This window comes from Acidocella sp. (genome assembly GCF_050253495.1).
Lineage (GTDB): Bacteria > Pseudomonadota > Alphaproteobacteria > Acetobacterales > Acetobacteraceae > Acidocella.
In genome coordinates, this window is the sequence record NZ_JBFWIX010000006.1 from 46283 (window position 1) to 59151 (window position 12869).

Genomic DNA, 12869 nt, shown 5'->3' on the forward strand with positions numbered 1-12869 from the left:
CTCAGCGTGACGCCGGTGCCGCCGAGGGTCCCGGTCTGGGTGAGGGCGGTTGCGTCTGTCAGGGCGAACACGCCCTCGGCGCCGCTGGCATCCAGCGTTGCGATGGTGTTGGCGGTGCCGTTCAGGGACACCTCGCCGCCGTTGGCGGTCAGGGTGGAGGCGTTGATCGCGCCGCTGGCGCCTTGCGTGAGGGCTCCGCTCCCGGCGTCCAGGCTCAGCCAGGCGGCGTCGACGACGCCGTCCAGCGCCAGGCCGGTGCCGGAGAGGCTGACGGTGCCGCCGCTTAATGTTGCCGCGGGGCTCGATGTGCTGGCGCCGTCGATCTCCAATGAGCCGGCGGCGTCGATTTCCAGAGACCCTGTCACGGAGATATTGGCGCTGATCGTCAGATCCCCGCCGGAGGAGAGTTCCAGCAGGTCAGCGGTGTCGTTGGTGATGGCGCTGGCCACTGAGAGCAGCGACGTGGCGTCTAAAATAACGGTACCGTGGAGATGGGCAAGAGAGTCCGGATCGACATAGGAAACCGTGCTGTTATCCGTGCCGAAAGTGGTCGAAACACTGTGCCCCTGGCCGGAGCTGGCGGTGCCCGCGCTGGTGGTGGTGGCGCTGGTGACGATGAGGGTCTGCGGGTCCAGCAGAATCTCACCCGCCTGACCATCGATCGCGGTGTCGAGCACTGTGCCGCCGAGGCTGATGGCCCCGTCCGAAGAGATTTCGACATCCCCGCCATTGCCGCCCAGCGTACCGCCGGTGGCGGAGATGGTGCCTTGAAGCGTGGTGCTCTGGCTGCTCAGCAGCGTAACCTTGCCGCCGTTACCCTTGGTCGTGGAGTCCGCCTTGATCTGTGCGCCAGAGGCGATGCTTACGGTCTTGGCGCGTGGGGCGGCGGTGTCCTTTGCCCCTGTCGCCGCGCGTTGCAGATTGGTGCCGAGGGCGATGGTGCCGCCGCCAGCTTGACCGGACGCGTCGATGTCGGCGGTGGCGGCCACCGCCACCGTGCCCGTGGCTACCGCTTCCACTTTCCCGCCGGTACTGCCCGCCACCGTGCCCTGCGTCAGTAGATTGCCCGCGATATTGATGCCGCCACCCACAGCCTGCAAGGAGATGGTGCCTGGCTGTCCAGCCGTGCTGTTGGCGCGCAGCGTGCCCCCCACCTGCAATAGTTGCGAGACCAGCGCGTCCGCATCCGCCGCGGTGAGGGTGATTTTGCCGCCATCAGCGAGGATCAGACCCTTATTGGTGACAAGGGCGGGCACGGTCTTGCCGTTCAGATCCACTTCCCGCACGGCCTTGGTCACGTCCAGCGAGATTAGCTTGTCTCCGTACAGGTCCAGCGTGAAGGCATCCGCCCCGGCCAGCACCACCTGGCCCAGCCGGGCCGTGATGATGCCGTCATTGGCCACCTGCGGGGCCACCAGCCCCACAAGCCCAGCCTCGCCGGCGGTGATTTTGCCGTTATTGATGATTTTGGCGCCGGGGTTGGGTGTGCCGGTGAAGCTCATCTTCCCGGCCATGAAATCCGAATTTTTGATATTGGAGGTGGAGACGATGACGGATTGCGCCGTCACTTCCGCGCCCTTGGTGAACACCACGCCGGACTGGTTGATGAGCACCAATTGCCCGTTGGCGCTGATATGCCCCGCGATCACCGAAGGGTCGGGGGTGACAACCCGATTCAGCGTAATGGCGCTGGAGGAGGGTTGCACATAGGTCACATGGGCGTCGCTGCCGACATTATAGCTCTGCCAGTTGATGGCGGCGCGGTTACTGCTCTGGGTGATGGTGGTGCTGCCGGTGGATTGAGCGATGCTGGCATTGCCGCCCACCACCACGCCGCCCTGTGGGGTGGTGGTGGAAGAAATATTCTGTGCCCGTGTCGGCAAGGGATGCAAGGCCACGGCGCTCAACGCCGTGCTGGCCAACAGCCAGGAGCCGCGCCAGACAGGGCGGTGCCTCCGGGGAGAGAAGGGTTTTGTCGGCCGTTTCATCGCTTTGTCCTGTCTTGCGGCACGCTTTAATAGCGCGCCGTCACGCCCCAATAGATGATGGTTTCAGACAAGGGCGCCACGTCGGTGGAGCCCGGTACGAGCTGCGTCACCAGCCTGTGTGTCACCTCACCGTCGAGTTCGAGATTGCGCGTCAGCCCCAGCCGGATGCCGCCACCGGCGGACTCGATTTTATGGTTCAGATCCGTCGGCAGGTTGGACCAGGTTTCACCCCAATCGTAGAAGCCGTAAAATTGCGCTCCCAGGTCAAACTCATGGTGGAACAAATTGAAGTCCGTGCCCGTATTGAGCTGCAATTCCGCGGTGGCGTAGGCGGCCTTGTCACCCACCACTTGGCCGGAATAATACCCGCGGGTGAAATGGGTGCCGCCGAGGTAGAACTCCTCCGCCGATGGCAGCACGGCGTTGGTATATTGCCCGCCTGCCTCGGTGCGCAACGCCACATCGGCCATTGGCCAGGGTGAGAACAATGTTTGCACGCGGCTGATGGAGCCAGTGAGCTTCCAAAAATCGAATTTTGCCCCGGCCCGTCCGCCGGGGGGCGCGGTGCGGCCATCGGCCGAGCTGCCAAGAATGGGCAAGCCTTGTGAAATTTGGGCATTCAGCACATTCACCGCGTTACGGGTATTGCCAAGCCAGAGGTCCTGCCAGGCATATTGCCCGCCAAGCCGGGCCACGCGCAGACTGTCCGTGCTGGTCACTGCGCCGGCGGTGGAGATGATGTTTTGTTCCGCGTCCAACCGAAGGTTCGCGGTGAGCGACTGGTTGCGGCGCAGGATAACGGGATAGCTGAGCTGTCCGCCAAAAACGCTGACCTGGCTTTGATAATCCACCGAGCCCAGCACGCCGCTGGGATTGGCCCGGCCCGAACCGCCATAGAGCTTCAGCCGCAGCCCCGAGGTGCCGATGAAGAAGCTTTCGGAAACCTGCCCGAAATTATTCGTGTTGCCGCTGGTGTGGTAAAAAGAAAATTCAGTCTGGTCGCCATGGGAGGTGAGGCTGTTCAGGTCCGCCACCATCAGCCCTTCCGCCGGGCCGGTTTCATCGAAGCTGCGATTATCCGCCGTCAGCAGGCCGGAGAGCGTCTGTTTGGACACTTCCGCCACCAGTGTCAGCGCGCCGGGGTCGCCATTATCGGCTTGCAGCACCGCATGCACGGATACGCCAGGCACCTGCTGGGCCAGCAGCAGCCAGCGTTCCAAAGCGGCCTCGCGCAATGGCCGGGCATTGACGAGATGTTGTAAAAACCCCAGCACCATCGTGCCCGCCGGGCCGATATCCCTGGAAAGTTTCACCGTGGTGATGTAGCCCTCCGTCACCACGAAGCGGACATTTCCAGCAGCGTCCACATCGAGTGTCACGGTGGAGAAAATATAGCCGTGGCGGCGGTAGAGGTCGAGCAGCGCGCGCCGGTCTGCCTCCAGTCTGGAGAGTTTCACGCGCTGCCCCGCCAGCCCGGTGATCATTGCGTTGAGTTGCGCGGCCGGAAAGGCCGTGGCGCCGACGATTTGGGCTGAACGCACCGGAATGGAAACTGGGGGCAACTGCGCCTCATGCCCGCTTTGTGGAAGGCTTGGCAGCCCTTTGCCCAGATTGGGAGGCTGGTTGGGCATGATATGGGGCAGGGGCGAGGTGGACAGGCTGGGGACTGATTGGGCCATCGCGCCATGGGCGGCTGTCACCATGATGGCAGCCAAAAATGCGGCATGCGCCCTGCGCTTGGCCGTGAACGTCGCTCTTCGTATCATCTTCCCATGACAATCCCTGTGCGGAACGGTTATAGACGGAAAACTTTTGCCGTGCGAACACGCTCCCCACGGAAATTTGGACATTTCAAGGTTAAAACTACATCTCTTTTGGGGTTGTTCCGGTTTATTAATGGATTTTTAGAGAATGGATTTTTGTTGCAGCATTGGGGATGGCGGTCTGAAGATCGTTTCCATGTCGATGCCCGCCGTCCGCCTGACCGATATGCATGTTTGTCCCATGGTCCCGGTGTGGTGCCGCATGTCGGTGGCCCCATTACCGGCCCTGGCACCCCAACAGTGCTGATCGGCGGCTAATGCCCCGCCCCCTGAAATCCATCGGATTTGAGAGCCAGGATGCGCGCGGGCCCGCCATTCTACGGATAGCGAGGGGTTTTATGTTTGTGTTTTGTTCTTGCGTTAAGGGCTGCTCAGTTGGCTCTGGGTGGCATGTCTCGTTCAAGGGCAATTGATAATTTTCGCATGATCTGGGTGGCTATATGATGGGTTGACCGGGCGCGCGCGGGGGGCGCCGCGCAATCCAGATCGGCAATAATATGAGCGGGCTTTCCGCCTAGAATGATAACCCGGTCCGCCAAGGTCGCGGCCTCCATCGGGTCATGTGTCACGAGAATGGAGGTGAGGGTCCGCGCATGGGTAATGTCTTGTAATGTTTGATATAAATCCACCCGCAATGCAGGGTCCAGGCCCGTAAACGGCTCGTCGAGAAGCAGCAATGCCGGCTCTGTCGCCAGGGCGCGGGCAATGGCGGTCCGCTGGCGCATGCCCCCTGATAAAGCATGAGGATATTTGCGCAGATCCAGATCGGAAAACCCAAGCCCTTGCAGGATTGCCTGGGCGTGCCGCCGCGCCTCTTGTTTTGGCATGCCGCGGGCCCGGAGCCCGAAGGCCGCATTATCGAGTGCGGTCTGCCAGGGCAGTAACCGGGCATCCTGAAACATCATGGCGACGTTTCCGGTGCATTGGCGGTGTCCTGCGCCGGGTGGCAGCAGGCCGGCCATGATCCGCAGCAGAACGGATTTGCCTATGCCAGACGGCCCCATGATCGCGACGAGACCGGGTTTGACGATTTCGAGAGTGACCGGCGCCAATATGTCTTGATCGGCAAGACGCGCCGTAACGGAATGCAGGAGTAACGCCATCTCATCTGCCATTCATCGGCAATGCGGACATCAGCTTTTGTAAAAATATATCTGTTCCGAGCAGAAGAGCGAGAGCGGCCATAACCCAAGCCATCGTTCCAACTGTGTCGAGATAGGCCCGCATGGTCGCAATCTCTCCGCCAATTCCGCTATCGCCGGATAGAACTTCCGCCATTAACGCCATTTTCCATGAAAGTCCAAGGCTGGTGGTGAGGGCGGGCAACAAGGTCACCATGATTTGCGGTAGGCGAATTTCCCAAAAATGCTGCCATTGCGTCGCCTTGAAGGCAGAGGCAAGTTCGTCCAGCTCTGGCTGAGCGGCCTGCATGCCCGCCAATGTTCCCGAAAATATGATTGGTGCAATACCGATCGCCACGGTGAATATGGCAACCCTTCCAACCGGGCCGAACCAGAACAAGGCCAGCACCACCCAGATGATGGGCGGCACGCCAAGAACAAGCCTCGCCATGCTGTTCAGCACCACACCAAGCCCCTTGGCGGATCCTCCGGCTAAGCCGAACATAAATCCGGTCAGACAGCCCAGAACATAGCCAGCAAGCGTTTGCCATGTCGTCACGAGGGCGGGAGCCCACAGCGTACCCGCCCTTGCCAACCCGATGAAGCGTTTTGCGACCTCAAGCGGCGGGGGTAAAACAAACGCTCCCCCCATTGCGGCGCCCAATTGCCAGAGCAGGATCAGAACCAGAATGCCAAGCGCAGAAAATGTCCTTTGCCCGAAGGCGGGCTTAGGCGGAGAGATAGAAACTGTCATCGGGCAATCTTCCTCCCAAGATATCCGGTGAAAGTTTCAGAAGGGTCTTATAGAATAGCTCTAGATCGGGCCGTGCCTCGGCGGCGGATTTGACGACGATCTGGGAATGCTTGACCGCTTCGGTAAAGACCGCCGGAGAGATTCCCAAAGTGCTTCCCGAAAGTTCCGCTGCTTGGCCGGGATTTTTTGCGATCCATCCTTGGGCCTGCTTCAAATTGCCAAGTAAGGCTATCGGTAGATCCGGTTGCGCTGTCAGCAGGCTGTTTTCAATTCCCACCCCAAGCATTGGAATGCCGTCGCCGCCCAGATGCTGGATCCATACATCTTGCAGATTGATGGCTCTGTATAATATGCGCCCATGCTGGGCCGCCGCCAAAATCGCAGCGCTTGCCCACGGTTCGGAGAGCAGGGCGGTTTCAACTTGTCCAGAGGCAACCATCTTCGCGGCTTCCATGGGCATGCCCACGGCAGATAGATGCATATCCTTGATCGGGTTCATGCCCTCCATCATCGCGCAGGCCCGAAATACAAGGGCGGGCATGTCATGAGGAAAAAATTCCAGAATCTTCTGGCCGGCCAGATCGTGGAAATTGCGAATATTGGGGTTGGATGTGACGATAATGAGATGTCCCATGCCAATCACCGCGGCAAGTTTTACGGGAACGCCACGGTTGGCGAGGTTGGCCGGCAGATTGGTGGGGGCCGTGAATAATTGGCTCTTCCGCGTGACAATGGCGGCGCGCAGCTGATCCGGGCCGCGCCATAAGCCAAGATGCGCGTCGGGAAACAGGCCTTGCTGAACCAGCCTGGCCAGCAAAATGCTCGCCGTGGTCGGTGCTAGCAATATTTCCAAACCTGACGGCATGGCCGCGGCCGCGGTTCCAAGGCCAGCAACGGATATGCAACCCGCCAGTAAAGAACGGCGTGAAATTGAATCGATCATATCAGAACATCGCTCCTAAATTAACGCCAATCTGCCAGGCGCGGCCAAGTTGCGGGCCGTTCAGGTTTTGATAAACAGGGCCGCCCGCGACGATGGACAGCAAAGTTCCCTTCGCTCCAAACCGGGCTCCGGAAATTTCCACCCCTCCCAGCAGGCTGACCTGCTTGCCGCCATAAAAATTTGGATTGGTGCCTTGCATCAGCCCGTTGATTTCCGGGTCGGCGCCATGAATTCTGCCCTGCGTGGAGGCGTCGATTTCAAAACTAGTGGTTATACCGGGAAGCCAGCCATACCCGCCCCATCCCGTCAGTTCATTCAACGCCCCATAATGGTATCCGTGGGAATTATCCCCAAGCGCGAACCGGCCGCGATAAGCCGCCCCCCAGGACCATGCCGCCCATTGCCCGGTATAGGTGATGCCGGGAAGAAGATCATAGGTGCCGGTTCCAAGCTGCATGCCGTAGCTGGCCCGCATGGTCATATATTTCCCAGAAGGGCTCAGCATGGTTGCTGTTTTGGTTGTGCTGCCCGTTGGCAGGCTTATGCCGAAATTGAGATGCACATGATTATGGCGGTCCTGATGGATCCGCCATAGCGCGCCAATGCTCGTGTCGCCAAATCCGGATGTTTGAGCCGCGCTGGTTCCCAGCACATTGGCGCCGGATTTCCCCGCGAACGTGGTCATGCGCATCCATTTTTGGATGTATTTCGCCATGATCATCAGGTTGAGCCGGTCCGTGACGCCATACATCGCCTTCAACATATGGATCTGTGCGGTCATGGAGGTCGGAACAACGCGGTATTTTTCTTGTTCGCCATTGCTCAAGCGGGTGGAGGAAGAGATCGCCGTCACGATGTCTTCCGGGGAGACACGCGAATCGCCAAGGTAATTTCCGGACATGTTCATATTCATATAGGAATATCCGACCATGAATTTGCCGGCGGGAATCATCGTGGCGCCCTGTATATTGGCCGGCGCGGGGCTGTGTTTCGCCGTCATGCTCATGCCATGCACGCCAAGATCCATGCTTAAGGATGCAGCGGAAGGCTCTAATGTCGGAACATTGTAGGTGCTGGTGCCGCCGGTTGATGTTTGCGACCATGCCTGGCCGCCATGAAAAGCAAACGCAATCAGACCGGCGCAAAAAATCAGATGGTTCAACCGGTTTATGTTTTGATCTGCCGATCGAATCGATGTTTTTTGTTGAAACCTCATTCCTGTCTCTCCGGACAGATCCTTCAGGAGGACATACCCCCTCATGAACCTGATCTATATTCGAATGTCTGTTTGATCAGACGATTTCGAATAATGTTCATGGAGACAGGCGCTGTATAGATTGTCTTTTGTCGTTCCGCGCTGCATGATGCCTGATCTTCAGACATGTTGCATATTGATCGCTGAATTCGGCTAATCGGTCACAAGCAAATCCGCATGATTGTTTGAAATACGACAATTATTCTTTTTAAGAAATAAATTAAACGATTTGGAACGCCATGGCAGCCGCATGCATGTTCATGGCTCTTCCAAATCACGGCCATGTCCGAAACCTTGGCGGGTATATTGTTTTTATCGTATCCGCCAAGGCTATCTTGATAGGGGCACTTTCCATGCGCCTTGTGGGCCGCCGCGTCTTCACAAGGCGGCTTGCTCCTATATCCTCAGCACCGCTTTCACGCAGCGTCCGCTTTCGGAGTCATGCACGGCTTCATTGATTTCGGAAAAATTATAAAACCGCATCATTTTCTCGGCTGGAAAACGGCCTTGCGCATGCAGTTCGATCAGTTTCGGCAGGAATATGGCAGGTTCCGCGTCGCCTTCCACGATACCGCGCACATGCTTGCCGCTGGTCAGCAGGTCGATCACCGGCACCGGCAGCGTTTCATCGGGGCGGGATGCGCCAATGATGCCCAGCGTGCCGCGCGGCGCCAGGGCCGCCAGAGCCTGGGACAGTACCGGGATCAACGCTGTCGTGTCGATGGCATAGGCAACCCCGCCGCCGGTGATCCGCTGGATCGCCTCAACAGGGTTGTCCGTCCCGGCATTCACCGCATGGGTTGCGCCAAGCTCCTGAGCCAGCGCGAGCCGCGCCGCATTGCGATCCACGGCGATGATGCGTGTGGCGCCGACAAGTTTCGCCGCCATCACCGCCGAAAGTCCGACCGAGCCCGTGCCGAAAATGGCGACGTTCTCCCCCACCCCGACTTTCAGCGCGTTGATGACCGCCCCAGCTCCGGTCTGGATGCCGCAACCAAACGGGGCCAGCACGGCAAGGTCCGCTTCCGCCGCCACCTTCACCACATTGCTGTAATGTGCCACCACATGGCTCGCGAAGCTGGATTGGCCGAAGAAATGGCTGTGTACCGGTCCTGAGTCGCAAGTGAGCGAGGTGCTGCCATCCGCGCGCGCGCCGCTGAAATTCAGCGGAAAGAAGGCATGGCAGTAGCTTGGCGCATGGGCGGCGCAGGACGGGCAGGCCCCGCAGGCGCGGTAGCTCATCACCACCTTGTCGCCCACCGAAAAACCGGAGACATTGGCCCCCACCTGCTCGACAATGCCCGCTCCCTCATGCCCCAGCACGATCGGCTGGGGCACGGGAAACACCTGGTCGCGCATCGCAAGGTCCGTATGGCAGATGCCGACGGCGGTGATGCGGATCAGCATCTCATCCGCGCGCGGGGCTTCGAGGCTGAGTGTTTCGAGGTGGAATTGACCGCCTTTTTCACGGGTGACGGCTGCTTGGATATGCATCGCGGCGCTCCCTTCAGAACGGCTTCATCGGCGCGTCGGCCTGCACGGTCATCCATTGCCACATGGAGAATTCCTCCCAGCTTGCCGGGCCGCCCACGGCGGTGCCGTTGCCCGACGCCCCGCGTCCGCCGAACGGGTTGGCCACATCGTCCGCCACGCTCTGGTCGTTGATATGGATCAGGCCGGTTTTGAGCTGGCGGGCAATCTTCATCGCCCGGCCAACATCCTGGCCGATGATCCCGGCGGAGAGGCCGTATTCCGTTTCATTGGCGAGCGCGATGGCTTCCTCGTCGGTGTCGAACGGCACGATATTCACCACCGGGCCAAAGATTTCCTCATCGAAGCAAGGCATGCCGGGGCGGACATTTTCCAGCACGGTGGGCTTATAGAACAGTTTCTCGTAAGTGCCGCCCGCCGCCAGCTTCGCGCCCGCCGCCACGGTTTCGGTGACCAGCTTGTGCACATGGTCCAGTTGCCGCTGGTTGATGAGCGGCCCCAGCGCCACCTGGCCGGAGACCGGGTCGCCCACCGGTAGATGGTTGGCTTTGTCCACCAGGGCGGCGGTGAGGGCGGGTGCCAGCGAGCGCTCGACCAGGATGCGCCCGGAAGCCATGCAGATCTGCCCCTGGTGGAACCAGGCGCCGAAGGCCACGTTGGAGGCGGCGGCGGCAAGATCGGCATCGCCCAGCACGATGACGGAATTCTTTCCGCCCAGTTCCAGCGAGACTTTCTTTAGGTTCCTGCCGCAGGCCTCGCCCACCTTGCGCCCGGCGGCGGTGGAGCCGGTAAAGGCGACCATCTGGAGGTTCGGGTCGGCGCAGAGCGCCTCGCCCGCCTCCACATAGCCGGGCACCATATGCAGCAAGCCTTTCGGCAATCCGGCCATCTCGAAGATCCGCGCGATGATGACGCCGCCGGAAACGGTTGTCTGCGGGTCCGGTTTCAGCACCACGCCATTGCCGATGGCCAGGGCGGGCGCGACGGCCCGCAGACCCAGGATGAGCGGGAAGTTGAAGGGGGAGATCACGCCCACCACCCCCAGCGGCACACGCCGCGCGATGGAAAGCCGTTCCGGCGTGGAGGGCAGAACCTGGCTGGGGATATGGTGTAGCAGGGCGGCGGCGGCCCGGCAGATTTCCACGGCCTCGCGCACCTCATGCTGGCCTTTGGGGATGATGGCGCCGGTTTCGCGGGCGATCCAGAGTGCCAGCTCCTCGGCATGGGTTTCGAACAAATCCGCCGCCTTCAGCAGAATCGCCTCGCGGGTGCGTTCATGGGTGGCGAACCAGGCGGGCTGGGCCGCCTTGGCCGTGTCCGCCGCCGCCGCAATCGCCGCCGCGCCGCCGATGCCGGCGTGGGTGAGCACGCCGCCGGTCGCGGGCTCCATGACGTCGGCCGTGGCCGGGGCGGCGATCCAGTCGCCATTGAACAGCTTGCCCTCCCAGGCGGTGCCTAGAAATGAGCCTTGTGTCGCTGCGTCCAACATAGTGGTGACTCCGTGTCTTGGGATGAATTCAGGATTGTTCGGAAACCCGCATCGCGGCGGGCGGGGGAGGGGATGGATGCCGGGCCCGGCCGCGGCTTGGCCCGGCATCCGTTTCCTGTAGTTTCAGCACATAGCCGACAGGCAGCAGCCGCAGCGCATAGCGGCGTTCCAGCCAGCCCCAGATGCCCTGGGGCAGCAACAGCGCGAAACCCACGGCGGCGGCGCCGATACCGATGAGATACCACACGCCTTCCGCGCCGAAGGCGGCTTCCACCGCGAAGAACAGGATCGCGCCGAGGATCGGGCCCTCGAACGTGCCGATGCCGCCGACCAGCGTCATGAAGATCATATAGGCCGTCCATTGCACGCCGAAATAAGTATTGGGCTGGAAGGAGATGGAGGTGGCGAGCCATACGGCGCCCGCCATGCCGGCGCCCAGGGCGGCCAGCACGAACATGATGCGCTTGGCGCGCTGCACCCGCACCCCGACGGAACGCGCCGCTTCCTCATCGTCCCGGATGGCCTGCATCGCCGCTCCCAGGCGGGAACGCAGCAGCAAAAACAACAGCAGCGCCACACCCGCCATGGCCACCAGCCCGAACCAGTATGTGTCGGCCCGGCGCGCGGCGGGGGCGAAGCCGTTGAGCGCCAGCAGCGAGGTGCCGGTGGCGCCCTGGACGATGGGGTCAAGGCTCACCAAGAGCTGCACCAGCGCGGCCAGAACCCACATGCCGATGGCGAATTCCCCGGCGCGCAGCTTCAGCATGAAGCTGGAGACGATGAGGGCCAGTATGGCGCTGGCCCCGCCGCCCAAGGCCAGTGCCGCATAGACCGGCACCCCCGCCTGGGAAAGCCTGATGGCGGCATAGGCGCCGAAGCCGAAGAAAAGCTGCTGCCCCACCGAGACCAGCCCGCCATAGCCCGCCAGAGCGTTCCAGGTGATGGCCAGCATCACATACACGAATAAGGTGGTGAGATGATCGACCGCATTGGCCGAGAGAAGAAATGGCCCGGCCAGCAGGGCCAGTTGCAGCACGCTGATCAGGGCGCTGCTGGCGATGGACCGGTTCGTCCAGCGCTGGACTTTGTAGGCTTGCGTCATGCGACCCTCACGCGGAGACGGCGGAGATAAGCGCTGATCTCACCACCCTGGCGCAGCCGGGCGATCAGCACGATGAGAAACACGGCATGGCCCGCGATCTGTGAAAGATGGGTGTTGATGGCCCCGCCCACGCCCTGCGCCACGCCCAGCACGATGCCGCCGATCAGCGTGCCCCAGAGCGAGCCGGTGCCGCCAATCACCACGGCTTCGAAGGCGTAGAGCAGCTGGGGGCCGCCGGCATAGGGGTCGAAGCTGCCGCTGGCCCCCAGCGCCGCCCCGGCCAGTCCGATCATCACCATGGCCAATGCCGTGGTGGCGGCGCGGATCCGGCGCGTGTCGATCCCTGAGAGGCGTGCCGCATCCTCATCCTCCGCCGTGGCGCGGATGCGTCGGCCGATCTGCGTGCGCGAGAGCAGAAGCTGCGTGCCGCCCAGCACCAGCAACGCCACGGCAAAGACCAGGCAGGCAAGCTGGCTGATATAGATGCCGCCGAGATTCCAGCTCCCATAGGAGAGCGTGCCGATATCGGCCGCGAAGGATTGTGTGTCCGCGCCGAAGATGCTGAACAGCACATTGTCGCAGATCAGCGCCAGGCCGAACGTGGCCAGCAGCGGCACCAAGGCCCCGCCCTTCAGGCTGGGTTCGATGATCAGAAGTTGCAGCGCGACCCCCAGCAGCGCCATGATGGGCAGCATGAGCAGCAGCCCGGTGAGCGGAGAGAGGCCGAGCGCCTGATAGATCACCATCATGATGAAGGCCCCCAGCACGGCCAGCGAGCCATGAGCCAGGTTGATGACGCGCATGACGCCAAACAGAAAGGACAGCCCCGCCGCCAGCAGCGCGTAATAACCGCCGAGCAGAACGCCTTGCAGAACCTGATTAAGCCAGAACAATGCCGCCCCC

The 12869-nt window shown here is 61.4% G+C and carries 11 protein-coding genes; 1 reads left to right on the forward strand and 10 read right to left on the reverse strand.

Annotation, left to right across the window (positions count from 1 at the left end; translation table 11 throughout):
- The 6 genes from AB7D48_RS06590 to AB7D48_RS06615 all read right to left on the reverse strand — a co-directional run.
- The coding region (locus AB7D48_RS06590; protein WP_427976768.1) for a filamentous hemagglutinin N-terminal domain-containing protein at positions 1 to 1988 on the reverse strand (1988 nt) is incomplete at its 3' end.
- A 26-nt stretch (positions 1989 to 2014) separates the two neighbouring features.
- On the reverse strand, positions 2015 to 3667 hold the full coding sequence (locus tag AB7D48_RS06595) for a ShlB/FhaC/HecB family hemolysin secretion/activation protein (protein ID WP_427976770.1): 1653 nt from the start codon (positions 3665 to 3667) through the stop codon (positions 2015 to 2017).
- 515 nt (positions 3668 to 4182) lie between these two features.
- Positions 4183 to 4926 (reverse strand): ABC transporter ATP-binding protein, encoded by a 744-nt coding sequence (locus AB7D48_RS06600; protein WP_427976773.1) that lies wholly within the window; start codon positions 4924 to 4926, stop codon positions 4183 to 4185.
- A complete protein-coding gene (locus AB7D48_RS06605) occupies positions 4916 to 5686 on the reverse strand; it encodes an ABC transporter permease (RefSeq protein WP_427976776.1) in 771 nt (256 codons plus the stop codon). Before AB7D48_RS06605 ends, AB7D48_RS06600 begins: the two co-directional genes overlap by 11 nt.
- A complete protein-coding gene (locus AB7D48_RS06610) occupies positions 5661 to 6551 on the reverse strand; it encodes an ABC transporter substrate-binding protein (RefSeq protein ID WP_427976778.1) in 891 nt (296 codons plus the stop codon). Before AB7D48_RS06610 ends, AB7D48_RS06605 begins: the two co-directional genes overlap by 26 nt.
- 79 nt (positions 6552 to 6630) lie before the next feature.
- Complete coding sequence (locus AB7D48_RS06615; RefSeq protein ID WP_427976780.1) at positions 6631 to 7635, reverse strand: hypothetical protein; 1005 nt, start codon at positions 7633 to 7635, stop codon at positions 6631 to 6633.
- An 83-nt stretch (positions 7636 to 7718) separates the two neighbouring features.
- Between AB7D48_RS06615 and AB7D48_RS06620 the strand changes: the two genes are divergently transcribed.
- On the forward strand, positions 7719 to 7892 hold the full coding sequence (locus AB7D48_RS06620) for a hypothetical protein (protein WP_427976783.1): 174 nt from the start codon (positions 7719 to 7721) through the stop codon (positions 7890 to 7892).
- Between the two features lie 388 nt (positions 7893 to 8280).
- Here the strand turns inward: AB7D48_RS06620 and AB7D48_RS06625 are convergent, their stop codons facing one another.
- The 4 genes from AB7D48_RS06625 to AB7D48_RS06640 are packed head-to-tail and all read right to left on the reverse strand — an operon-like array spanning position 8281 to position 12859.
- Positions 8281 to 9378, reverse strand: coding sequence for an NAD(P)-dependent alcohol dehydrogenase (locus AB7D48_RS06625; protein ID WP_427976785.1), 1098 nt, complete (start codon positions 9376 to 9378; stop codon positions 8281 to 8283).
- 13 nt (positions 9379 to 9391) lie between these two features.
- A complete protein-coding gene (locus AB7D48_RS06630) occupies positions 9392 to 10864 on the reverse strand; it encodes a benzaldehyde dehydrogenase (protein ID WP_427976787.1) in 1473 nt (490 codons plus the stop codon).
- A gap of 28 nt (positions 10865 to 10892) precedes the next feature.
- Positions 10893 to 11966 (reverse strand): branched-chain amino acid ABC transporter permease, encoded by a 1074-nt coding sequence (locus AB7D48_RS06635; protein WP_427976790.1) that lies wholly within the window; start codon positions 11964 to 11966, stop codon positions 10893 to 10895.
- A complete protein-coding gene (locus AB7D48_RS06640; protein ID WP_427976793.1) occupies positions 11963 to 12859 on the reverse strand; it encodes a branched-chain amino acid ABC transporter permease in 897 nt (298 codons plus the stop codon). Before AB7D48_RS06640 ends, AB7D48_RS06635 begins: the two co-directional genes overlap by 4 nt.
- Between the last annotated feature and the right edge of the window lie 10 nt (positions 12860 to 12869).

What these genes read in the sequence shown, in the direction of transcription:
- AB7D48_RS06595 (WP_427976770.1), bottom strand. Translation starts at nt 3,667, where the DNA reads ATGGCCCAATCAGTCCCCAGCCTGTCCACCTCGCCCCTGCCCCATATC.
- AB7D48_RS06600 (WP_427976773.1), bottom strand. Translation starts at nt 4,926, where the DNA reads ATGGCAGATGAGATGGCGTTACTCCTGCATTCCGTTACGGCGCGTCTT.
- AB7D48_RS06605 (WP_427976776.1), bottom strand. Translation starts at nt 5,686, where the DNA reads ATGACAGTTTCTATCTCTCCGCCTAAGCCCGCCTTCGGGCAAAGGACA.
- AB7D48_RS06610 (WP_427976778.1), bottom strand. Translation starts at nt 6,551, where the DNA reads ATGCCGTCAGGTTTGGAAATATTGCTAGCACCGACCACGGCGAGCATT.
- AB7D48_RS06615 (WP_427976780.1), bottom strand. Translation starts at nt 7,635, where the DNA reads ATGAGCATGACGGCGAAACACAGCCCCGCGCCGGCCAATATACAGGGC.
- AB7D48_RS06620 (WP_427976783.1), top strand. Translation starts at nt 7,719, where the DNA reads ATGTTTGCGACCATGCCTGGCCGCCATGAAAAGCAAACGCAATCAGAC.
- AB7D48_RS06625 (WP_427976785.1), bottom strand. Translation starts at nt 9,378, where the DNA reads ATGCATATCCAAGCAGCCGTCACCCGTGAAAAAGGCGGTCAATTCCAC.
- AB7D48_RS06630 (WP_427976787.1), bottom strand. Translation starts at nt 10,864, where the DNA reads ATGTTGGACGCAGCGACACAAGGCTCATTTCTAGGCACCGCCTGGGAG.
- AB7D48_RS06635 (WP_427976790.1), bottom strand. Translation starts at nt 11,966, where the DNA reads ATGACGCAAGCCTACAAAGTCCAGCGCTGGACGAACCGGTCCATCGCC.